Below are 22,882 nucleotides of genomic sequence, written 5' to 3' on the forward strand. Positions count from 1 at the left end.
GTTGTCTGTCATACCAGTTCCTCCAGCGGCTTATAGCATGCACGCAAACGGCCATCGCCGAAACGCTCAAGCGGCGGTGCCGAAGAGCAGATATCCATCGCATGCGGACAGCGGGGCTGGAACGGACAGCCTTTAGGCAGACGCAGCAAGTTTGGCGGATTGCCCGGAATAGTCAGCATCGCGCCACCTTCAGCATCAAGGCGGGGAACCGCATTGAGCAGACCGATGGAATAAGGATGACAAGGTTCATAAAACACATCCCGTGCACGGCCATATTCCATGGTGCGCCCGGCATACATCACCAGTACTTTGTCGCAGATACCGGCCACCACGCCAAGGTCATGGGTAATCATAATGATTGCTGTGTTGAACTCAGATTTCAGTTCATTCAGTAATGTCATGATTTGCGCCTGCACGGTCACGTCCAGCGCTGTGGTTGGCTCATCGGCAATCAGCAATTTAGGGCGGCACAGCAACGCCATTGCGATCATCACACGCTGGCGCATGCCACCGGAGAATTCATGCGGGAACATTTTCATACGTTTGCGGGCTTCGGGCATTTTCACCGCGTCCAGCATGCGTACGGATTCTTCAAACGCTTCACGCTTGCTCATTTTTTTATGCAGGATAAGGACTTCCATCAACTGTTCGCCCACACGCATGTACGGGTTGAGAGAGGTCATCGGATCCTGAAAAATCATTGAAATCTGTTCTGCACGCAACTTATTAAGCTGTTGTTGCGGCAGATTGAGGATTTCGCGTCCGTTAAATTTCGCCGAACCGCCGATGCGGCCATTACTGGCCAGCAACCCCATCAGGGCAAAAGCGGTCTGTGATTTACCGGAACCGGACTCACCCACAATGCCCAGCGTCTCACCGGCACGCAGATCGAAATTCAGGTCATTGACCGCAGTCACATCACCGTCTGGTGTTTCGAAGGTGACGCGCAGATCCTGAACGTCAAGCAAGATTGGCGGGACTTTACCGTCAACCGCAGCGGGTGCCGCAAAAGTGGAATGTTCAATGGTGCTCATGGTGGCACTCCTTAACGATCTTTCGGGTCGAGGGCATCACGCAAGCCATCGCCGATAAAATTGAAACAAAACAGAGTTACCACCAGGAAGCCTGCCGGGAACAGCAGTAACCACGGTGAAACTTCCATCGAGTTGGCGCCATCACTTAACAATGCGCCCCAACTGCTCAGTGGCTCCTGCGTACCCAGTCCCAGGAAGCTCAGGAAGGATTCAAACAAAATCATGCTCGGCACCAGCAGCGATGCATAGACCACGACAACGCCCAGCACATTAGGAACAATGTGGCGCAGGACGATATTGCGCGTGCTCACACCACTCACCAGCGCCGCCTCGATGAACTCTTTACGCTTGAGACTGAGTGTTTGTCCACGCACGATACGCGCCATATCCAGCCAGGATACCATCCCGATTGCCACGAATATCAGCAGGATGTTTTGCCCGAAGAAGGTCACCAACAGGATAACGAAGAACATAAACGGGAAGGAGTTGAGAATTTCCAGCAAACGCATCATTGCGGAGTCTATTTTACCGCCCAGATAACCGGACAATGATCCGTAAAGCGTGCCGAGAATAACGGCCACTAACGCTGCCGCCACACCGACCATCAGGGAAATACGTCCGCCGATCGCCACACGCACCAGCAAATCACGGCCTGAAGAGTCAGTCCCGAAATAATGGTGAGAAGCAAAGTCAGGCGCGGCTGACATCATATTCCAGTCGGTATCATCATAGGAAAACTGGGATAACATCGGCGCAAATGCCACGAATAAGGCAATAAATGCCAGCACGATCAGACTGGTGACCGCCGCACGGTTGTGCATAAAACGGCGTCGTGCATCCTGCCACAGACTGCGGCCTTCAACTTCAAGTTTTTCGCTGAAGTTTTCCACGACGTCGCTATTTTTCTTACTTAACATCATTGACGTACTCCGGCATTAATAACGGATTTTCGGGTCGATGACGGCGTAAAGCACGTCGACGATCGCATTGAACAGAATGGTCAGTGCGCCCACTAAAATGGTCAGGCTCAGGACCAGTGAATAGTCACGGTTTAATGCCCCGTTAACAAACAGCTGGCCAATGCCTGGCAATCCGAAAATGCTCTCGATGACCATCGAACCGGTTATGATCCCAACGAAGGCCGGTCCCATGTATGACAATACCGGCAGCAGCGCGGGTTTCAGCGCATGGCGCAAAATGATGCGACGCAGTGGCAACCCTTTCGCACGTGCGGTACGGATGAAGTTGGAATGCAGGATTTCGATCATTGAGCCACGGGTAATACGCGCAATACTGGCAATATAAGCCAGTGACAACGCCACCATCGGCAAGATCATATATTTGGCACCACCACCATTCCAGCCGCCGCCAGGCAACCATTTAAGCGTGATGGCAAATATCAGTACCAGTAACGGCGCAACCACGAAACTGGGTATAACTACCCCGGTCATCGCCACACCCATTACCGTGTAATCCCATTTGGTGTTCTGGTTCAGTGCTGCGATAACGCCCGCACTCACTCCAAACACAATCGCCATGATAAATGCCGCCAGACCGAGTTTCGCAGAAACCGGGAAAGAGGCCGCAACCAGATCATTAACGGTGTAATCCTTATATTTGAACGACGGGCCAAAATCGCCTTTCGCCAGTTGTTCTAAATAATGGAAATATTGCTTATACATTGGGTCATTGAGGTGATATTTCGCCTCAATGTTCGCCATCACTTCTGGCGGAAGATTACGCTCACCCGTAAAAGGGCTGCCGGGTGCGAGACGCATCATAAAAAATGAAATGGTGATCAGAATGAATAGCGTCGGAATCGCTTCCAGACAGCGGCGTAAAATAAACTTTAACATTGCCCGTACCTGTTTCTAAGCCTGTCACTACAGCTTGATAGTTTTGGCTTGCTCACGGCGGCTATCGGGTGATGGCCGCCGTGGTGGCTCTTTGTTTCAGCACCGAAAACCGGCACTAAAAACATTACCTTCATCAATAAATAAGGCGCAAGGCAGCTCGGGGTTGCCTTGCCCTGACACTGATTAATTAGTGTTTGATGATGTATAAGTCTTTAACGTAGACGTTATCCTGCGGATCTTTACCGGTGTAACCGCCAACGTATGGTTTCACCAGACGCGCGTTCACGTAGTAATAAACAGGAACAATGGCAGAGTCTTTATCCAGCTGGGTTTCCGCTTTCTGATACAGCGCTGCACGTTCTTCGTCAGTTTTCACGGTCAGAGTGTCCGCGATGTCTTTATCAAAGGCAGGGCTCTTATAGTGAGCGGTATTGTTGCTGCTGTCAGACAACATGGTATTCAGGAAGGAAGAAGGTTCGTTGTAATCAGAACACCAGCCGGCACGTGCGATATCAAAGTTGCCCTGATGACGGCTGTCCAGGAAGGTTTTCCATTCCTGGTTAACGAGTTTCACGTCAACACCCAGATTTTTCTTCCAGATAGCGGCAGCGGCGATAGCCAGTTTTTTGTGCAGATCAGAGGTGTTATACAGCAATTCAAAGGTCAGCGGCTTAGCCGGGGTATAACCTGCTTCAGCCAGCAATTTTTTAGCCTGCTCGTTACGCTGCACCTGAGTCTCTTTGAACCAGGCCGGAGGCGTCAGTTTTGCACCATCAGTGTAAGGAGGGGTATAGCCATAAGCCGGCAGATCGCCCTGCGCCTTCACTTTATTCACGATGATGTCGCGATCCAGACCCAGTTTCAGGGCTTCACGGACGCGTGAATCAGTAAATGGTGCTTTCTGATTATTGATTTCGTAGTAATAAGTACACAGATACGGGTCAACGTGGACTTCGGTAGGAATTTCTTTTTTCAATTTCTGGAACAGTTCAATCGGCATGTTGTTATAAGTCATGTCGATTTCGCCGCTGCGGTAGCGGTTAACATCAGTAACTTCAGAAGAAATAGGCAGGTAAGTCACCTGATTGATCACTGTCCTGGCGTTATCCCAATAGGTCGGGCTGCGCTCAAGCACAATACGTTCGTTAACGGTCCAGGTTTTCAGTTTATACGCGCCGTTGCTCACATAGTTTTCAGGTTGGGTCCATTTGTCGCCAAATTTCTCAACTGTTTTTTTGTTTACCGGCTTCATTGCGGTGTGAGACAGCATTTTAACGAAATACGGAACCGGTTCGGTCAGCGTCACTTGCAGGGTATGATCATCGAGCGCTTTTACACCCAGAGTATCCGGGCTTTTCTTACCGGTGATGATGTCATCGATGTTTTCGATATGACCATATTGCAGATAGCTTTCGTAAGGAGAGGCGGTTTTAGGGTCAGCCAGACGCTGCCAGCTGTACACGAAATCTTCAGCTGTTACAGGATCGCCATTTGACCATTTTGCTTCCGGACGCAGGTGGAAGGTCCAGACTTTAAAATCTTTATTTTCCCAGCTGGTTGCTACACCAGGAATAACGCTGCCGTCTTTGCTGTCGGTATTCACCAAACCCTCAAGCAAGTCACGGATAACGTTCGATTCTGGTACGCCTTCGACTTTATGCGGGTCGAGAGACTGCACTTCTGAGCCATTGTTACGAACCAGTTCTTGTTTGGCTGCCAGGGTTACACCTGCAGGTACATTAGCTGCAAATGCATTATTTACTGACACCGCGCCGACCGCAGCCATAATGCAGGCAGCCAGCAGATTTTTTTTTGTGATGTTGGTCATTTTTATTCAACTCCAGTTTTTATTATGAACTTGCACGCTCGGGTGCAAGATAAACCCTTGCTGGGCCAACGGATTTCAAAAGCAGGAACGAATTGCTTAAGAAAGGTCCCCATGTAGTGGCCATCCGCAGATGGCTGTCCCCTATTACTGCATGTATTACTCGATAACGCTGGAAACGTCAGGCTGTTGTTCGCCGTTTGGTTTCCGGGATCCTTAAGGTTGATCCCACCCCATTTGATTTACCCCGTGTACAACAAAAAAAGGTTCTGCGTCACACCGGGTAATCACATACTGTTATTCCTAACCTTAACAATATTATTTTCTTATTCGCCTGACTGACAGCGATAGAAGGTCCTTCACTGTTAAGCGTGAGAATTCAATTAATGAGAAGAAGATCTGAAGATTTGTTTCGCTGAAGCGGCAGGTTCAACAAAAGGCCGTGTAATCCTGCCCGCCGAATGTCCGGCTTTCTTTTGGCAAAAAGCGCCTGATGATAATTTTGTGTTCCGCATGGCGACACGACACTCTCCAAAAACAAATAAAATGGCTTCAATCTTTCTGTCTCTAGCAAGATTCGTTCTCACTCAGAGCATTCCGCTTAACAAAATTCCATTTTTGAAGGCGATTTGAAAATTATCAGAAGCCAGATACAGGCGCCAATAAATTTTGCAAATTTGTTACGCAATTCTCTTTTACAGGTTACAAGCACACTGAGGCAGTGGCCTGAAAACAGGCTAACATATAGTTCAACTTATTGTTTTTAAGAGTTTTTATAATAATTTTCGCTGCGAAATTTACGCTACGCGTTGCTTAAGAACTCGCCTGACACAATCCGTTAACATTAAGATGTTTTCAAGGATAAACGCCTGTTAACTGCGTTGTTAACACTAATAACATCTCGATACAGCATGCACAAGCCTTACAGAATGATGTGGGCAAATTAGCGTCAAAACGGGCAGGAAAGAAGGGTATTTAGCTAAAAAATCGCTAAGTTTATTAGAAGAAATGAAGACTTGGGGTGAAAACAATAATGAGACGACGCTTTATGCCACATTAGGGTGCAATTGCGCTTAATGAAGTCATTAGGTGCACTATATTAATGCATTACATTATAAGTGCAGGTAATAATTATCACGGAAACTCATCGCAGTTTCCGTGATAACCGATGGTTAAGAATCAAAGCAGGCCGGGGAAAATAGCCTTAATCCCTGTCACAATGAATTCGATACCCAGCGACATCAGCAAAAGCCCCATGATACGTGTAATCACGTTAATGCCGGTTTGTCCCAGTAAACGCACCAGTAAAGGTGCCGCCCTGAACAGTAACCAGCAACAGAATGCAAAGAAAATGATAGCGAGCGTCAGCCCCAGCAGATTTGGCCAGCTGTGATAGCGTGAGCTCCATACAATAGTCGAACTGATGGCGCCGGGTCCTGCCATCAGAGGCAATGCAAGCGGAACAACCCCGACATTTTCACGTATTGCTGTTTCTGATTTTTCCTGCTTGTTCTGTTTATCTTCGCCCAGTTTCCCGCTGATCATCGACATGGCAATGGTGACGACCAGAATGCCCCCCGCGATCCGGAACGAGTCAATGGAGATACCAAAAAGATGTAAAATGGCATCGCCGAGGAAAAGTGCGGTCGACAATATAATGGCAACCGACAAATTCGCCGTCATATTGGTTTTATTACGTCCGGCTGCCGCCTGATAGCTGGTCATGCTGATAAAGACAGGTAAGATCCCCACAGGGTTGACCAGTGCAAACAGCCCGACGAAGAATTTGATATACCCTGAAAAATCTAATAACGATTGGCTCACGCAGAACTCCGCACAACTATGCCAGCAGATGAAGGTTTTGATGGGCGCTAATGTACTGGAATCCCCGTAAAGGCGCCACGCCGTTTGATGGTTTTTATCACCAGATTTTCAAATAAAAGCAGTGAATACCACTTTTGTTAAAAATCATCTTTTTAATTGATAACTTTAGATACAAAACTGTATTATCCAAGAGCAAATTTGATAATCATTCTCAGGATCAAGTTGCTGAAAGGTGTCAGCATCAGTATTTAATGATCTAGATCAAATGAATACTGCCTACAAATAGGTAATCTCTGTGCATAGTCACTCAACGTTACTTGAAACATATAAACATCGGGTGATGAATGTGATTTAAACGTTATCTGCTTTATCCGGTGCTTCACAACTGAAAGCTCTTTGAGCAAATAAAGAGACAAAGACAACTTATTGAGAATCTTAGAGTTAATTAGTTTCTCACGGTGACTGATAGCAGGTCTATACTAGTCTTTGGCAGGTTATTTACTAAAAGAGTTTAACTTTATCAGGAGAGCATTATGGCTGTAACAAATGTCGCTGAACTAAACGCACTCGTTGCTCGAGTCAAGAAGGCACAGCGCGAATATGCCAACTTCAGTCAAGAGCAGGTAGATAAGATTTTCGCTGCCGCCGCTCTGGCTGCTGCCGATTCTCGAATTCTGCTGGCTAAACTGGCTGTTGAAGAATCCGGAATGGGTATTGTTGAAGACAAAGTGATCAAAAACCACTTCGCTTCTGAATACATTTACAATGCTTACAAAGATGAAAAAACCTGTGGCATCCTGGGCCAGGATGACACCTTCGGTACCATTACTATCGCTGAGCCAATTGGCCTGATTTGCGGTATCGTCCCGACTACCAACCCAACTTCTACTGCAATTTTCAAGGCACTTATCAGCCTGAAAACACGTAACGGTATTATCTTCTCCCCACACCCACGTGCCAAAAATGCAACCAACAAGGCTGCGGATATCGTTCTGCAGGCCGCCATTGCTGCCGGTGCGCCAAAAGATATCATTGGCTGGATTGATGAACCAAGCGTAGAGCTTTCCAACCAACTGATGCACCACCCGGACCTGAACCTGATTCTCGCCACCGGCGGTCCTGGTATGGTGAAAGCAGCTTACAGCTCCGGCAAACCAGCCATTGGTGTAGGCGCGGGTAATACTCCAGTTGTAGTCGATGAAACCGCAGATATCAAACGTGTGGTGGCTTCCGTTCTGATGTCTAAAACCTTTGATAACGGTGTCATCTGTGCTTCTGAACAGTCCATCATTGTCGTTGATTCAGCTTATAACGCAGTCCGTGAACGTTTTGCTTCTCACGGTGGCTACATGCTGCAAGGTAAAGAGCTGAAAGCCGTTTCAGATATCATTCTGAAAAATGGTGGCCTCAACGCCGCTATCGTCGGTCAGCCAGCGGTGAAAATTGCTGAAATGGCTGGTATCAAAGTCCCTGCAAATACAAAAGTGCTCATCGGTGAAGTCACCGTCGTTGACGAGTCCGAACCTTTTGCGCATGAAAAACTGTCCCCTACCCTTGCTATGTATCGCGCGAAGAATTTCGAAGACGCCGTCACTAAAGCAGAGAAACTGGTAGAAATGGGCGGTATCGGCCATACCTCTTGCCTGTATACCGATCAGGACAACCAACCAGAACGTGTGAATTATTTTGGCAACAAAATGAAAACCGCACGTATTCTGATCAACACCCCGGCTTCACAGGGTGGTATCGGTGACCTCTACAACTTCAAACTTGCTCCGTCTCTGACGCTGGGTTGCGGTTCCTGGGGTGGTAACTCCATCTCCGAAAACGTCGGTCCTAAACACTTGATCAACAAGAAAACTGTAGCGAAGCGAGCAGAAAACATGTTGTGGCATAAACTTCCGAAATCTATCTACTTCCGTCGTGGCTCACTGCCAATCGCACTGGAAGAAGTGGCGACCGATGGAGCAAAACGCGCCTTCATCGTAACTGACCGCTTCCTGTTCAATAATGGCTATGCTGACCAGATCACCAGCGTTCTGAAAGGTCATGGTATTGAAACTGAAGTGTTCTTCGAAGTTGAAGCTGACCCAACGCTGAGCATTGTACGTAAAGGCGCTGAGCAGATGAACTCCTTCAAACCAGACGTTATCATCGCACTGGGCGGTGGTTCACCAATGGATGCCGCGAAGATTATGTGGGTTCTGTATGAGCACCCGGATACTCAGTTCGAAGATTTGGCACTGCGTTTCATGGATATCCGTAAACGTATCTACAAATTCCCGAAAATGGGCGTGAAAGCGAAAATGATCGCCGTCACTACCACTTCCGGTACCGGTTCAGAAGTGACGCCATTCGCTGTGGTGACTGACGATGCAACTGGCCAGAAATATCCACTGGCAGATTATGCACTGACACCTGACATGGCTATTGTAGACGCCAACCTTGTCATGAATATGCCGAAATCACTGTGTGCCTTTGGTGGTCTGGATGCAGTGACTCATGCACTGGAAGCGTATGTTTCTGTACTGGCGAACGAATATTCCGATGGCCAGGCTCTGCAGGCACTGAAACTGCTGAAAGAAAACCTGCCAGCCAGCTATAAAGAAGGCGCAAAAAATCCGGTTGCCCGTGAACGTGTTCACAATGCGGCAACTATTGCGGGTATCGCGTTTGCGAACGCCTTCCTTGGGGTTTGTCACTCAATGGCCCATAAACTGGGTTCAGAGTTCCACATTCCACATGGTCTGGCTAACGCCATGCTGATTTCAAACGTTATCCGTTATAACGCTAACGACAACCCAACTAAACAGACTGCTTTCAGTCAGTATGACCGCCCGCAAGCGCGTCGTCGCTACGCAGAAGTCGCTGACCATTTAGGTCTGGGCGCGCCGGGTGACCGTACTGCGCAAAAAATCCAGAAACTGCTGACCTGGTTGGATGAAATCAAAGCGGAGCTGGGTATCCCAACCTCTATCCGTGAAGCAGGCGTTCAGGAAGCAGACTTCCTGGCTAAAGTAGACAAACTGTCTGAAGATGCGTTTGATGACCAGTGTACCGGTGCTAACCCACGTTACCCGCTGATCGCCGAACTGAAGCAGATTCTGATGGATACTTACTACGGCCGTGAATTCAGTGAGGACGCAGCAGAAGAAATTGCTGCTCCGGCACCAAAAGCTGAAAAGAAAACCAGCAAAAAATAACTTGCTGAGATGCTGATAGTAAAAAACCCGCTGAAAGGCGGGTTTTTTTATGGTCCGAATTTGCGATTTATCGTTCAACAATCACTCGCAGGCCTTAGTCAACGCCCGGGGCTCAGAGAGGCTTGGGCTTACTTTCGTCTATGACATCACACGCAGCCATCGCTTCTTTGTAATGCTTACGGCACACCGAAACATAGCGTTCATCACCACCAATAACGACCTGTGCGCCATCATGCAAGGCGTTACCGTTCTCATCCAGTCTGAGATTGCGATTAGCCTTGCGGCCACAATGGCAAATGGTTTTAAGTTCAACCAGCTTATCTGCCCAGGCCAGCAAATATTCGCTGCCTTCGAAAAGTTCTCCACGAAAATCCGTTCTCAGACCATAACAAAGTACCGGCACATCCAGATCGTCTACAACGTCCGTAAGCTGCGATACCTGTGTTTTAGTGAGAAACTGGCACTCATCAATCAGAACGCAGCTTAAACGCTGTGTGCGGTTCTCCTGTGCCACCAGATTAAAGAGTTCGGTCTCCCTGTTGTAAAGCTCCGCAGGCGAAGACAAACCGATTCGTGAGCTGACTTTACCCAAACCATACCGGTTGTCGAGTTCTGCCGTTAGCACCAGCGTGCGCATTCCACGTTCTTGATAATTATATGAAGATTGCAGTAACGAGGTAGACTTACCGGCATTCATCGCCGAGTAATAGAAATAAAGCTGAGCCATAAAACAGTGACCCCATAATGTAATGGATGGCATAAATTTTCGGCATGTATTGTATCACATGCCTGCCAGACTATAACAACGGCCGGATAGCGCTCATGCCTGCCCCCGCAAGACATTCACTCCGGGTAAAATCATAGAAACTTACAATGAAAAATTATAACGGTATGAGATAATTATTCCCTGCGGTCAAGCCAGAATACCCGCAATAAAAGGGGAGTTAATATGTCTTCATTGACGAGTAAGGATTTGTCTATACATTAAAGAAGTCGATGGAAATGCTACCCACAAAGAATCATTTTTCTGAGTTCGTACTTCGTCCGCCCGCTTTTTTTTCATATCCTTACATTACATGGCTTCACGGATGCTTTAATTTTATGAACAATAACTGCCTTAAAAAACTACTTACGCAAACCATCAACAATCCTCAACAGAGTATTGAAATTAGGGTTATCACCCCCAGATAAATAGCGCTAAGCAGCCTGACTATATTTCGTAGTGACTAAACATTATTTGCTTTAAATGCGTAAATTAAGGTCAAGCAAACAAATTCGCTATTGCAGAATACAGAAGAGCATTCTATTATTATCCAAACGCCCCCCACCAATATAATTCGAGACTAGTATAATGAGCGAAGCATTAAAGATTCTGAACAACATCCGTACTCTGCGTGCACAAGCGAGAGAATGCACTCTGGAAACGCTGGAAGAGATGCTGGAAAAATTAGAAGTTGTTGTGAACGAGCGTCGTGAAGAAGATTCTCAGGCAGCTGCAGAGATTGAAGAGCGCACCCGTAAACTGCAACAATACCGCGAAATGCTGATTGCTGACGGTATCGATCCTAACGAATTGCTGCAAACGATGGCTGCGACTAAAGCGACCGGTAAAACAAAACGTGCAGCACGTCCGGCTAAATACAAATACGTTGATGAGAACGGCGAAAACAAAACCTGGACAGGCCAGGGTCGTACTCCAGCTGTAATCAAGAAAGCAATCGAAGAGCAAGGCAAGTCACTGGACGATTTCCTGCTGTAATTGCCAACATTAACGTCACTGTTAATGCTAAAAAGCCCATCGCTCTGATGGGCTTTTTGTTTTATTACGCTGTAATATTGATCCGGCAAATACAAAACTGACACAGCCTGTTGCATAAACATCCATAAGATTTAACTGATTCCATTAAAAAAGGCCGCATTTGCGACCTTTGGTAAAACAATACAATATTAAATCTGATAAAAGTCGCGATACCAGTCCACAAAGCGCTGTACGCCCTGCTCTACAGGCGTTTCAGGCTTGAAGTCAATAGCCTTAGCCAGAGGCAACGTGTCTGCGCTGGTCTCGTGTACATCGCCTGGCTGCATTGGCAGCATATTCTTACCTGCAACTATTCCCAACGCCTTTTCCAGCGCACTGATATACGTCATCAGCTTCACCGGGTTACTGTTGCCTATATTATAAACGCAATAAGGCGCGGAACTGCTGGCTGGCGAGCCGTCTTCTACCGTCCAGTCTGGATCCGCTTGCGGAATAACGTCTTGTAAACGAACAATGGCTTCGGCGATATCATCGATATAAGTAAAGTCACGACGCATTTCGCCATGGTTATAAACATCTATGTTTTGCCCGCCAAGTATTGCTTTGGTGAACTTGAACAATGCCATGTCCGGGCGCCCCCACGGGCCATATACAGTAAAGAAACGTAACCCGGTGGTGGGAATTTTATAAAGATGTGAATAGGTATGAGCCATTAATTCATTGGCTTTTTTCGTAGCCGCATACAGCGAAACCGGATGATCGACAGAATCATCCGTTGAAAAAGGCTGTTTTTTGTTCAGACCGTATACTGAACTGGAAGAAGCATAAAGCAAATGCCCGACGTTATTATGACGACATCCTTCCAGGACGTTAACAAATCCTATGAGGTTGGAATCGGCATAAGCCAGAGGGTTTTCGATAGAATATCGGACACCGGCCTGCGCAGCTAAATGGATAACACGTTCAAACCTCTGTTCCGCAAACAATGCGGCCATGCCCTCACGATCGGCTAAATCCAGCTTAATAAACTCAAAGCCATCTTTATTTTCCAGCTGAGCGAGACGGGCCAGTTTCAGATTGACGTCATAGTAGTCATTCAGATTATCAATGCCGATAACGCAATGACCTGCTGCCAGCAAACGTTGTGACACAAAGAAGCCAATAAAGCCCGCTGCGCCAGTGACCAGATATTTCATGCAAACTCCTTACAGAACCGGATTGATTGATGCGCCACGACCTATGCCGTAGTAAGTAAATCCGCGTTTCTCCAAACGTTCAGGATCGAATAAATTACGACCATCAAAGATAACCGGCTCTTTTAACGCTTTTTTGATCACATCAAAATCCGGAGCACGGAAGTTCTGCCATTCCGTACAAATAATCAGCGCATCGGCATTATGCAATGCAGATTCTTTGGTTCCCATCAATTCCAGATCATCACGGTGACCGTAGATCCGCTGCGTTTCGTTCATGGCTTCCGGATCATAGGCTTTGATTTTCGCGCCCGCTGCCCAGAGTTGTTCCATTAATACGCGACTCGATGCTTCACGCATGTCATCGGTATTTGGCTTAAATGACAGCCCCCACAGCGCAAAGGTTTTCCCTTTAAGGTCGTCGCCGAAGTGGCGCTGAATGAAGGCAGGCAATTTATATTTTTGCTGGTAATTGACTTGTTCCACAGCCTGCAACAATTTCGGCTGATAGCCAATGTGTTCAGCAGTGCGGATTAACGCCTGGACGTCCTTAGGGAAACAGGAACCACCGTAGCCGCAGCCAGGATAGATAAAGTGATAACCAATGCGTGAATCAGAACCGATGCCCTGACGGACTTTCTCGATATCCGCACCCAGCATTTCTGCCAGATTAGACATTTCATTCATGAAACTGATTTTGGTTGCCAGCATACAGTTGGCAGCGTATTTAGTCAGCTCTGCACTGCGGATATCCATCAGGATCATGCGATCGTGATTACGATTAAAAGGTTCGTAAAGTTCACGGATCGGATCAATAGCGTCAGGATTATCCGTACCGATAACAATACGTTCAGGTCGCATACAGTCTGCGACTGCCGCCCCTTCTTTGAGGAATTCAGGGTTAGAGACAACATCGAAGCTGATGTCCACGCCGCGTTCTTTGAGTTTCTCTGTCATCACTGCACGGACTTTATCCGCAGTACCCACCGGAACGGTGGATTTATCGATAACCACTTTTGGTCCGGTCATATGCTCAGCAATCGTACGCGCAACGGCAGTCACATATTTCAGATCAGCGGAACCATCTTCATCAGGTGGGGTACCCACCGCGATGAATTGTACCGTTGCATGCGCTACACCTTCAGCCGCATTGGTGCTGAACAGCAAACGCCCTGCTTCATAGTTGCTCTGAACCAGCGGTGTCAGGCCCGGTTCAAAAATTGGGATCAGCCCGTTTTTCAGGTTTTCTACTTTCTTTGCATCTACATCGATACACAAAACTTCATGCCCAACTTCAGCAAGAACCGCCGCCTGAACAAGTCCGACGTAACCGATACCAAAAACTGTTACTTTCATCAGCGAATTCCTATTTGTTATTTTAAACAATGTAAAATAGACAGCCAAATTTTCCGGAACGGATTATAACAGTTTCAGGCACAAGTGCGCCTGGAAAGGCATATTTTGCATTGAGATACGTCTTAGAAGATTGAAATAATGTATGAAGGTAAAACATCGTGCGGGGAAAATGCTCAGGATTATTAATAAATTATTATCAATAGTAATAGATTTGCTCAATCAGCAGACAGCATTAATCTCAGACGCCCACCCGAACCCCAGACCTGACATTGCCAGGCATCACATTTCTGACTGATTTGATTGGAGTATGTGGCGCCGGTGGTGCCGAGCGGCACACCATTGCTAAGCTGGATCATATTGGTGCCGGTATTGACTGTGGCATGTAATCCCGCTGAAACCAGAATGAGATTCTTATACTCGGCATGATAATAGCCCAGCAATAATGGGAATTGTCCGTCGAGATTTGCCTGCTTGAATAAATGATTGACCTGTTTAAGCAGCGTCGACATTTGCGGTAACCGCTGATGCTGATCACTTAAGTGCTCACGTAATAAGCTGTTAAAAATAGCCCGCAGCAAGAGTGCAGCCAGTACCCCATTCTCGTTGGCCCGGGTCACATCCAGACAATAGAAACCGAGATCTTTGGAAGAAAGCGCGGCGATATCCAGCACCAGCCCCGGACTTTCTGCTGACGTCAGTTGCCGGTAATTGATGCGGCAATGCGCCAGCTTCTGCTGAACGGGTGGCTGTAATTCCTGCAACAAGCGCTGTGCTTCGTTGGGATTCCGGCACAGCGCTTCCCAGTCCTGAACCAGTGAGCTTTCCTCCATAGCCTGTGATGAAAAAAGCTTCGGGTATAAAGAAGAAAGTAACGCCTCGCGTAACCGGTTAAGATCGTTTATGGGTTTGAGGAGGACATCTTCCACACCGAGCCGCAGCATTGATGCAACATCTGTCATTTTATCAGTGGCGGAAATCACCAGAACAGGGATTTTACTCCCCTGTAATCGCAGGTTTTCGACGAACTCCATCCCTCCCATCTCAGGCATCGCTAAATCGCAGAGGATCAGGTCAGGCGGGTAATCTTCGACCAGAGACAAAGCCTCAAGGCCATTTTCGGCCTCCGTGAATGTCGCACCCAGGGAACTTACATAGCCGGCAAGTATAGATCGGAAAACGGCTTCGTCTTCAACGATGAGAATATGCTTGCTTGTAAGTGGCTTGTCCATCAGGGTCCCCCAGTATTTCTTATTCTAATAGTGGCTCATAAAGCCTGTTTTTGCTTGGCAGAATTGTCAGATTAGGCCAAACACATTTTAAGCCATTCAGAACTGTCTATTTTTAATCAGGGGCAGCAACTGATCTCTCTGTTTTTCAACGGCAAGACGCCCGGCCTCGATCGCTTCTTCCGCCCGATGAAAATCCAGCGTTGAGATTTGCGGACAATAAGGCTGGATCAGCACATCCGGCGGGTCGCCTGCCATGCGGTTACGCTTGAGCCGGTTTTCCAGCACCTGAATGGACGTCGACATTATTTCCATAGCCGAGGGGCTGACGTTAGGTTTTCGGGCATTTGGCCGGGTTAAACGCTGGCGTATTCTGTCACGCCAGCTTACATCTGTCTCAGTATCCAGTGCTTCGCCTGTCGGTTGTACCGTCAGTAAATCCTGCTGCATCAGATGCGCGTCGTGCTGAAGATCGACGGCGATAACGATATCCGCGCCAAGCGCGCGGGTCAGCGAAACCGGCACAGGATTCACGACCGCCCCGTCAACCAGCCAGTAACCGTTATGCCAGACCGGTGCCAGCAGCCCGGGCATACTGCATGAGGCGCGGATAGCCTCATGCAAATCCCCTTTTGTCAGCCACAGTTCGCGGCCGGTGCTCAGATTGGTGGCCACTGCGCCAAACTTCTTCGAGCACTTTTCAAACTCATCAATGCGGATTAACTGCCCCACGGCATTGAATACACGCTCTCCGCGCAATAATCCTCCGCGCTTCCAGGAAAAATCCATCAGCCGCAGCACATCCCAGTAACTGAATGAACGAACCCAGTTTTCTATTGCCGGCAATCTGTCACTGACATAGGCTGCGCCGACCAGTGCACCGACCGAACAACCCGCCACGACATCGACGTCGATATCCATTTCTTTCAGGGCATTAATCACACCAATGTGCGCCCACCCTTTCGCGGCTCCTGAGCCGAGGGCAAGACCAATGGTGACTTTTCTGCTCATCTGATGACCTTATATTGCACATAGCGTTAGAATCAGCGGGCAAGCGCATTGTCACCCGGCGAGTTTGTTAGGTAACATATCAGTTTGGTGCATTCAATAGCGCAACCTGCGTTGTTAAATGTATTAGCCCTGAGATGCAGGAGTTTCCGTGTCAGAACTTTGCCCATGTTGCAGCAGCCTTTCCTTCGAAGAGTGCTGCCAGCCATACATCGCTGAGCGTAAAGTGGCGCCGACACCGTCTGCGCTGATGCGCTCGCGTTACACCGCCTATGTCCTGAAAAATGCGAGTTATCTGATCGCCACCTGGCACCCGGATTGTCAAGCAGAGCAATGGCGCAACAGTTTACAGGAAGGCTTCACCACTACCCACTGGCGCGGTTTGCAGGTCATCGGCCAGTCAGACGGGCGTCATGCAGATGAAGGTTTTGTTGAGTTTGCCGCGCGGTTTACCGAAACCGGCGATGAACATATTCATCTGATCCACGAGCGTTCGCGATTTCTTCGTTTGAACGAACGCTGGTACTATATCGACGGAATTAAACCGCAGACAGGCCGCAATGACGCCTGCCCGTGCGGATCGGGTAAAAAATATAAGAAGTGCTGCGGTAAATAATTCAACCGTATTATTTTAAGTCTTGGACAGGATCCACACCCTCATGCCGCAACAGAACGTACAAACCAAGGTATTACGCACCATTTGCCCTGACGCAAAAGGTCTGATCGCCAAAATCACCAACATTTGCTACAAGCACGAACTTAATATCGTGCAGAACAATGAATTCGTCGATCACCGCACCGGGCGCTTCTTTATGCGTACCGAGCTGGAAGGGATTTTCAATGACACCACATTGCTGGCTGATCTCGACAGTGCGCTGCCAGCGGGCTCCGTGCGTGAACTGAACAGCACCGGCCGCCGCCGTATCGTGATCCTGGTGACCAAAGAAGCCCATTGTCTGGGCGATCTGCTGATGAAAGCTGCTTACGGTGGTCTGGATGTCGAAATCGCCGCTGTGATCGGTAACCACGATACCCTGCAAACGCTGGTTGAGCGCTTCGATATTCCGTTCCATCTGGTCAGCCATGACGGCCTGACCCGCGAACAGCATGACAGCGCGATGATTGCGCAAATTGATCAGTATCAGCCGGATTATGTGGTGCTGGCTAAATACATGCGTGTGCTGACGCCGGGCTTTGTGCAACATTATCCGCATCAGGTGATCAACATACACCACTCATTCCTGCCGGCATTTATTGGTGCCCGCCCGTATCATCAGGCGTACGAGCGCGGCGTGAAACTGATTGGTGCCACCGCGCATTACGTGAATGATAACCTGGATGAGGGTCCGATCATCATGCAGGACGTGATTAACGTCGATCATACTTATACCGCAGAAGATATGATGCGCGCCGGGCGTGATGTGGAGAAAAATGTGCTTAGCCGCGCGTTATACCGCGTACTGGCGCAACGTGTCTTCGTTTACGGCAACCGCACTGTCATTTTGTAATTCGCCTTGTGACGGTGCTTTTCGTTCAGAGAAGCACCGTTAAGAACAAAAAACCCGCAAACAAACTTTATTATCGCTTTCAGCGCTTTACAGCCCTGAACCATTTGGTATTATGCGCCCCGTTCGCAGCTAACCGCTGCAGCGACAAAAATCATCCATGTAGCACATGATGGTTTTGGCCAGAAAGTATGTAGTAAATGCCACAAAAATTGTGGTGGGGTTCCCGAGCGGCCAAAGGGAGCAGACTGTAAATCTGCCGTCATCGACTTCGAAGGTTCGAATCCTTCCCCCACCACCATCTTCAAGATATTCCCGCTTCTTCCGAAAATTCCAAACTAAAATAAAAATACAAATCGGGAAGGATAGAGAACCTTCGACCCGAAGGTTTGAGCCGAGCGAAGCGAGACAGCGTTGCGCAGCAACGACCTGCAGGGCGAGGCCACAGGCCGAGTCATCCTTCCCCCACCACCATCTTCAAGACTCAACCACTGAATCCCTGCTGCACAAAATCCCTTTCCAGTTAAACATCAAACCTGAACAAAATGTCCTGCTGACACTTCCTGATATTGCCGTTGCGGCGGAATGTAGCCGTTATCACGCACCGGGCTTTTCAGCTCATCGACCTGCATTTGACGTTTCAGCATTCTGCGCGACGGATCAGGTACCGGCACTGACGCCATTAATTTTCGTGTATATGCATGCTGCGGATTATCAAATATCGCTGCGCGCGGGCCGATCTCTACAATCTCACCCAGATACATCACCGCCACGCGATGGCTCACCCGCTCGACCACTGCCATATCGTGCGAAATAAACAGGTAGGAAAGATGCATGCTTTCCTGCAAATCGAGCAACAAATTCACCACCTGCGCTTTCACCGACACATCCAGCGCGGATACCGATTCATCGGCGACAATCACTTTCGGATCGAGCGTCAGTGCGCGCGCAATACAAATTCGCTGGCGCTGACCACCGGAAAACTCATGCGGAAAACGACGCAACATATCCGGCGACAATCCGACTTTTTGCAGCAACGACGCGGCTTTCTCTTTTGCATCGCTGCGGTTATGCAGTTTATGTTGCAACATAGGTTCGATCAGCGCGTCACCAATGCGCATACGCGGATTCAGGCTGGCAAACGGATCCTGAAATATCATCTGAATGCGCTGCCGCATCTGTAAAATATCGCGCCGGCCCAGATTCATTACATCAAAACCGTCGAAATCAATTGCACCGCTGTGTGGTTTCAGCAGCCGTGTTACCGCACGTCCGGTCGTCGATTTTCCGCAACCGGATTCCCCGACCAGCGACAACGTTTCACCCGGATATAAATCAAAGCTGATATTTTCTACCGCGTGAACCGCCCCAACCTGACGGCTAAATATGCCGCCATACACCGGAAAACGTGCACTGAGGTTTTTCACCGAGAGCAATGGCGTCAGCCCCGAACCGACCGTTTCTGCCACTTCCGTTGGCTCGCGTGTCTCACCGGTTTGCAAATTAATTTGCGGGAAACGCAACGGCCAGGCACGCCCCTGCATCGACCCGAGTTTCGGTACGGCGGCCAGCAAAGCGCGGGTATAAGGATGCTGCGGGCGATGAAAAATATCCTCCGTGACCCCGCTTTCCACCGCCTCACCGCGATACATCACCAGCGTGCGGTCTGCGATTTCAGCCACCACGCCCATATCATGCGTGATAAACAACACCGCCATCCCTTCTTCTTCCTGCAACGTTTTAATCAGATCCAGAATCTGCCCCTGAATCGTCACATCCAGCGCCGTCGTGGGTTCATCGGCGATCAGTAGCTTAGGTTTCAGCGCCAGTGCCATCGCAATCATCACGCGCTGACGCATACCGCCGGAAAACTGATGCGGATACTCGTCGAAACGCGCGTTGGCATTCGGGATCCTGACTTTCTCCAGCAAACGCAGGGTTTCCGCCCGCGCCTGAGCGGATGACATGCCCCGGTGCCGCTTCAGGCTTTCCGCGATTTGTCTGCCGATACTGAATGTCGGATTCAGCGACGTCATCGGCTCCTGAAAAATCATCGCCATGTCGTTGCCCCGGATATCACGCATCTGCTTATCCGAAAGGGTCAGCAAATTGCGCTGATTCAGCCAGACTTCACCTTCAATTTTACTGCCCTGCGCTTTAAGCAAACGCATCACCGACAGCGATGTCACGCTTTTCCCCGAGCCGGATTCGCCGACGATCGCCAGCGTCTCGCCGGGATAGACATCAAACGACAAATCACGTACCACCGGCAACCAGTCGTCTTCGCCGCGAAATGAGGTAGTGAGATGTTTCACGCTCAGCACGGGCTGACGGTTTTCCGGTTGTCCGCGGGTCAGGTTCATTTCATTTGCTCCTGGAAGAAAGCTGCACCTGCGGCGCGTAGCTGAAGTTACGGTCAAACGGGAAGGTTTTACGCGGTTTGCGCAGGCGCGGCAGGCGTTCGACAAACTGATCGACCACGCCGTTAGACAGCGCCATCAGATTCGGGCTGGCAAGCGGGGCCAGTTCCGGCGACAGATAGCCGGATTTAACAACAACAATATCTGCGGTATACGGATCCAGTCCCAGCACGGTGAAATCGCTGATGTTGTGATAGGGGCGACGACGCGCCGAAACGACCACGTCAATCCCGCCGATACGAAGTACCGCCTGACGGTCAGCCGGAGTCAGTGCATCGAGCAGGAAGATAACGTCGAATTCGCCTTTCACCTGCGGGCTGGAATGATCGAGTGACGCGCCGAGTGTCAGCATCAGTGTTGATCCGACACCGGCATTGAATGCCGCGTCGGTGGCCGGGGCATCGGCAATACCGGCCACAATCGTATTCTGCGCATACTGTTTGATCAGCTCCTGCAACACATCGGCGCGATCGCCAACGCCACCGCCGGTCGGATTATCGCCGGAATCCGCCAGCACCACCGGCCGCGTTTCACTGGCAATGGCCTTTTTCACACAGGCTTCCACGGTGTCGGTTTCACAGCCAAACACAAAATCTTCACGGGCGTCCCAGTAAGCCTGTGCCAGTTGCGTGGCCTGCTGTTCCAGCACGGTGCGGTCGGTCCCGGTCATGATTACGGCGGCGGTCGCACGCGGCTCATCCGCCCACACGTAACCGACCATCAGCGAACTGTCCCAGACGCCTTCCACTTCATCCATTTCCGGCAGGCGGGCGTATAAACTTTTCGCCGGTTCATCTTCCGTGCTGGTCCGCTCACCTGGCAACACTACCGGTACCGGCACCCACAGCAATATTGGTTTCACGCCACTTTGCAGATGCTTCACCAGCATGGCGACAGAACGGCGCATGGTTTCTTCCACATCAATATGCGGCGCGGTGCGGTAGGTCGAAAACATATCAATGGCGTCAATAATGCGCTGTGAAACATTCCCGTGCAGATCGTAACTGACACTGATCGGGCAATCAGGCCCGACGGCTTTGCGCGCCGCAGCAATCCAGTCACCTTCAGCATCTTCTAATCCTTCAACATACATCGCGCCGTGCATCGCCAGATACACGCCGTCGAACGGCTTTTGCGCCTCTAATCCTGCCAGCATTTCCGCTTTAAATTTATCGTAAGTGGCACGGGCTACCGGTCCGCCGGCGATAGCACGGGCGTGAATGGTCGGTAAAAAGGTGGCCGGATAGTCCTGTAAAAAACGAAAGCGCGGTGACGCCAGCAACTGCGCATCCCGCACGACAGTGAAATCCTTTTCCTCGTTAAGCACCGGATTGTAAGTACTGCATTCAATGTGGATACCGCTGACAGCTATACGCATATTGCTCATTCCTCAGACAGGCTTCAGACCGACCAGAAAGCGGTGGGCGGCAATGCTTGCTGCCGCGCGCGCCCAGGTGTCGTCGTTTAGGGTAAAAGTGCGGACGGGCGTTTTACCGGCATTGCCCGGCAAGACGTTGGCTTCAACGGACTGATGCATAACCGTGCCAAACAGCCCGGAAAAATCGGCGTCCTGATGTGCAATCAGGATCAAATCCGGATCATTGATTTGAATCAGGTGCGATATCGCTAAGCCGAGCGCAGAACCCGCACGGTGCAAAATGCGGATCGCCGCACTCTGGCCCTGCATCGCCAGTTGTTCAAGCCCGCCGATGGTGGTGACCTCCAGCCCTTCGGCTTTAGCCATGTCGGCAATGGCATTGAGTGAGGCTAACGTATCAAGGCAACCCCGCTTGCCACAGCGACACGGCGAACCGTTCAGCTCCAGCGTGCAGTGCGCGATTTCCCCTGCTCCGCCGTGTAACCCCCGATGTAACTGCCCGGCGATGAAATGTGCGCTGCCAATCCCCGCGCCGTGACTGACCAGCGTAAAGCTGCTCAGATCCCGCGCCTGACCGAAGCTTTTTTCGCTCACCGCCAGCGCTTTGGCATCATTTTCAATCGCCACATCCATGCCGGTCGCCTGTGAAATCAGCTTCGCCAGCGGCACATCCCGCCAGCCCAGCAATGCCGACTGCACGCAGGTTGACTGATGTTCATCAATCAGTCCGGATAGTGTCACACCAAGCCCGACCAGCTTTTTCGCCGCTTCGGGATGTGGCCCGAGCAATACCGGTAATGCGCTGGCGATATTCGCCGCCAGTTGTTGAGGATCCGTACCGGCCGCGAACGACACACGTGACAGTATTTCGCCATGCAGATTAATCAGCGCCATCTGCGCCGGATTTTGCAGCAAAGATACCCCGGCAAACCACGCGCCGTCAGGATGGACGACCAGACGCACGGAAGGTCTCCCCTGCCCGCTGCCCGGCACCGTTTCCGCCTCATGCAGGAAACCGGCCTCAATCATCTCGCGTACCACGCCACCGATGGCCGCTTTACTCATCCCTGAGAACTGCGCCAGTTCGGTACGGCTTAAACCGCCTGCGGCATTCACTGCACCCAAAATCTGACGTTGCAAAGTTGTTAGCATATTCGTTTTGGCGCTCTCAGTTTTCGCTCATCTGCATTGACATTAAACGGTAGAAATGGATATATCAATGCTAATTAGTTCACAAATTAAACTAAATGTTTGGATATAAGTATTTCATATGAACTATTTGTTAAATCTGTTTG

Annotated in this window: 17 protein-coding genes, 1 tRNA gene and 1 other RNA gene; 6 read left to right on the forward strand and 13 right to left on the reverse strand. The window is 49.6% G+C overall.

Features of this window, described 5'->3' with window-relative positions:
* Positions 1-8 precede the first annotated feature (8 nt).
* The 5 genes from oppD to J1781_RS24205 form a co-directional block, all read right to left on the reverse strand.
* Complete coding sequence (gene oppD, locus J1781_RS24185) at positions 9-1,034, reverse strand: ABC transporter ATP-binding protein (protein ID WP_235172940.1); 1,026 nt, start codon at positions 1,032-1,034, stop codon at positions 9-11.
* Positions 1,035-1,045: 11 nt separating this feature from the next.
* Positions 1,046-1,954 carry an oligopeptide ABC transporter permease OppC gene (oppC, locus tag J1781_RS24190; protein ID WP_013575944.1) on the reverse strand — a complete coding sequence of 303 codons (909 nt, stop codon included), beginning with the start codon at positions 1,952-1,954 and terminating at the stop codon, positions 1,046-1,048.
* A gap of 15 nt (positions 1,955-1,969) precedes the next feature.
* Positions 1,970-2,890: an oligopeptide ABC transporter permease OppB gene (gene oppB / locus J1781_RS24195; protein WP_013575945.1), complete on the reverse strand. Its 921-nt coding sequence runs from the start codon at positions 2,888-2,890 to the stop codon at positions 1,970-1,972.
* A 187-nt stretch (positions 2,891-3,077) separates the two neighbouring features.
* Positions 3,078-4,718 carry an oligopeptide ABC transporter substrate-binding protein OppA gene (gene oppA, locus J1781_RS24200; protein WP_129951611.1) on the reverse strand — a complete coding sequence of 547 codons (1,641 nt, stop codon included), beginning with the start codon at positions 4,716-4,718 and terminating at the stop codon, positions 3,078-3,080.
* Between the two features lie 1,176 nt (positions 4,719-5,894).
* Positions 5,895-6,539 (reverse strand): YchE family NAAT transporter, encoded by a 645-nt coding sequence (locus J1781_RS24205; RefSeq protein WP_013575947.1) that lies wholly within the window; start codon positions 6,537-6,539, stop codon positions 5,895-5,897.
* 533 nt (positions 6,540-7,072) lie between these two features.
* On the opposite strand from J1781_RS24205, the gene adhE reads away from it, so the two are divergent.
* Positions 7,073-9,742 (forward strand): bifunctional acetaldehyde-CoA/alcohol dehydrogenase, encoded by a 2,670-nt coding sequence (gene adhE, locus J1781_RS24210; RefSeq protein ID WP_217220376.1) that lies wholly within the window; start codon positions 7,073-7,075, stop codon positions 9,740-9,742.
* 112 nt (positions 9,743-9,854) lie between these two features.
* Here the strand turns inward: adhE and J1781_RS24215 are convergent, their stop codons facing one another.
* Entirely contained in the window at positions 9,855-10,469 is a 615-nt protein-coding gene (locus J1781_RS24215; protein WP_217220374.1) for a thymidine kinase, read from the reverse strand.
* A 624-nt stretch (positions 10,470-11,093) separates the two neighbouring features.
* Here J1781_RS24215 and hns point away from each other — a divergent pair.
* Entirely contained in the window at positions 11,094-11,501 is a 408-nt protein-coding gene (gene hns / locus J1781_RS24220) for a histone-like nucleoid-structuring protein H-NS (protein ID WP_129951614.1), read from the forward strand.
* A 188-nt stretch (positions 11,502-11,689) separates the two neighbouring features.
* Here hns and J1781_RS24225 read toward each other — a convergent pair whose 3' ends face one another.
* From J1781_RS24225 to rssA, 4 genes are all read right to left on the reverse strand, one after another.
* A complete protein-coding gene (locus tag J1781_RS24225; protein WP_217220373.1) occupies positions 11,690-12,697 on the reverse strand; it encodes an NAD-dependent epimerase in 1,008 nt (335 codons plus the stop codon).
* A gap of 9 nt (positions 12,698-12,706) precedes the next feature.
* Entirely contained in the window at positions 12,707-14,050 is a 1,344-nt protein-coding gene (locus J1781_RS24230; RefSeq protein ID WP_129951616.1) for a UDP-glucose dehydrogenase family protein, read from the reverse strand.
* Between the two features lie 215 nt (positions 14,051-14,265).
* Entirely contained in the window at positions 14,266-15,279 is a 1,014-nt protein-coding gene (gene rssB / locus J1781_RS24235; protein ID WP_129951617.1) for a two-component system response regulator RssB, read from the reverse strand.
* 96 nt (positions 15,280-15,375) lie between these two features.
* Positions 15,376-16,287 carry a patatin-like phospholipase RssA gene (gene rssA, locus J1781_RS24240; protein ID WP_217138347.1) on the reverse strand — a complete coding sequence of 304 codons (912 nt, stop codon included), beginning with the start codon at positions 16,285-16,287 and terminating at the stop codon, positions 15,376-15,378.
* A gap of 148 nt (positions 16,288-16,435) precedes the next feature.
* Between rssA and J1781_RS24245 the strand changes: the two genes are divergently transcribed.
* From J1781_RS24245 to J1781_RS24260, 4 genes are all read left to right on the forward strand, one after another.
* Positions 16,436-16,900 (forward strand): YchJ family protein, encoded by a 465-nt coding sequence (locus tag J1781_RS24245; RefSeq protein ID WP_129990399.1) that lies wholly within the window; start codon positions 16,436-16,438, stop codon positions 16,898-16,900.
* 43 nt (positions 16,901-16,943) lie between these two features.
* Positions 16,944-17,792 (forward strand): formyltetrahydrofolate deformylase, encoded by an 849-nt coding sequence (gene purU, locus J1781_RS24250; RefSeq protein WP_013575956.1) that lies wholly within the window; start codon positions 16,944-16,946, stop codon positions 17,790-17,792.
* A gap of 213 nt (positions 17,793-18,005) precedes the next feature.
* Positions 18,006-18,090, forward strand: a tRNA-Tyr gene (locus J1781_RS24255).
* A gap of 43 nt (positions 18,091-18,133) precedes the next feature.
* Positions 18,134-18,263: non-coding RNA, RtT sRNA (locus J1781_RS24260), on the forward strand.
* A gap of 56 nt (positions 18,264-18,319) precedes the next feature.
* Here the strand turns inward: J1781_RS24260 and J1781_RS24265 are convergent.
* The 3 genes from J1781_RS24265 to J1781_RS24275 are packed head-to-tail and all read right to left on the reverse strand — an operon-like array spanning position 18,320 to position 22,739.
* The gene (locus tag J1781_RS24265; protein WP_217234303.1) at positions 18,320-20,152 is read right to left on the reverse strand and encodes an ABC transporter ATP-binding protein; all 1,833 of its coding nucleotides are present in this window, start codon (positions 20,150-20,152) and stop codon (positions 18,320-18,322) included.
* A gap of 1 nt (position 20,153) precedes the next feature.
* The gene (locus J1781_RS24270; RefSeq protein WP_217234304.1) at positions 20,154-21,587 is read right to left on the reverse strand and encodes a M81 family metallopeptidase; all 1,434 of its coding nucleotides are present in this window, start codon (positions 21,585-21,587) and stop codon (positions 20,154-20,156) included.
* 12 nt (positions 21,588-21,599) lie between these two features.
* Positions 21,600-22,739, reverse strand: coding sequence for an ROK family transcriptional regulator (locus tag J1781_RS24275; protein ID WP_129951622.1), 1,140 nt, complete (start codon positions 22,737-22,739; stop codon positions 21,600-21,602).
* Positions 22,740-22,882 lie beyond the last annotated feature (143 nt).

This window comes from Rahnella perminowiae (assembly GCF_019049695.1).
GTDB classification, from domain to species: Bacteria; Pseudomonadota; Gammaproteobacteria; order Enterobacterales; family Enterobacteriaceae; genus Rahnella; species Rahnella perminowiae.

Bases quoted from the DNA above. Each gene is read 5' to 3' on its own strand.
- J1781_RS24265 (WP_217234303.1), bottom strand. From the start codon at position 20,152: ATGAACCTGACCCGCGGACAACCGGAAAACCGTCAGCCCGTGCTGAGC.
- oppD (WP_235172940.1), bottom strand. From the start codon at position 1,034: ATGAGCACCATTGAACATTCCACTTTTGCGGCACCCGCTGCGGTTGAC.
- J1781_RS24230 (WP_129951616.1), bottom strand. From the start codon at position 14,050: ATGAAAGTAACAGTTTTTGGTATCGGTTACGTCGGACTTGTTCAGGCG.
- rssA (WP_217138347.1), bottom strand. From the start codon at position 16,287: ATGAGCAGAAAAGTCACCATTGGTCTTGCCCTCGGCTCAGGAGCCGCG.
- J1781_RS24275 (WP_129951622.1), bottom strand. From the start codon at position 22,739: ATGCTAACAACTTTGCAACGTCAGATTTTGGGTGCAGTGAATGCCGCA.
- rssB (WP_129951617.1), bottom strand. From the start codon at position 15,279: ATGGACAAGCCACTTACAAGCAAGCATATTCTCATCGTTGAAGACGAA.
- hns (WP_129951614.1), top strand. From the start codon at position 11,094: ATGAGCGAAGCATTAAAGATTCTGAACAACATCCGTACTCTGCGTGCA.
- purU (WP_013575956.1), top strand. From the start codon at position 16,944: ATGCCGCAACAGAACGTACAAACCAAGGTATTACGCACCATTTGCCCT.
- J1781_RS24225 (WP_217220373.1), bottom strand. From the start codon at position 12,697: ATGAAATATCTGGTCACTGGCGCAGCGGGCTTTATTGGCTTCTTTGTG.
- oppB (WP_013575945.1), bottom strand. From the start codon at position 2,890: ATGTTAAAGTTTATTTTACGCCGCTGTCTGGAAGCGATTCCGACGCTA.
- oppA (WP_129951611.1), bottom strand. From the start codon at position 4,718: ATGACCAACATCACAAAAAAAAATCTGCTGGCTGCCTGCATTATGGCT.
- J1781_RS24215 (WP_217220374.1), bottom strand. From the start codon at position 10,469: ATGGCTCAGCTTTATTTCTATTACTCGGCGATGAATGCCGGTAAGTCT.
- J1781_RS24270 (WP_217234304.1), bottom strand. From the start codon at position 21,587: ATGCGTATAGCTGTCAGCGGTATCCACATTGAATGCAGTACTTACAAT.
- adhE (WP_217220376.1), top strand. From the start codon at position 7,073: ATGGCTGTAACAAATGTCGCTGAACTAAACGCACTCGTTGCTCGAGTC.
- oppC (WP_013575944.1), bottom strand. From the start codon at position 1,954: ATGATGTTAAGTAAGAAAAATAGCGACGTCGTGGAAAACTTCAGCGAA.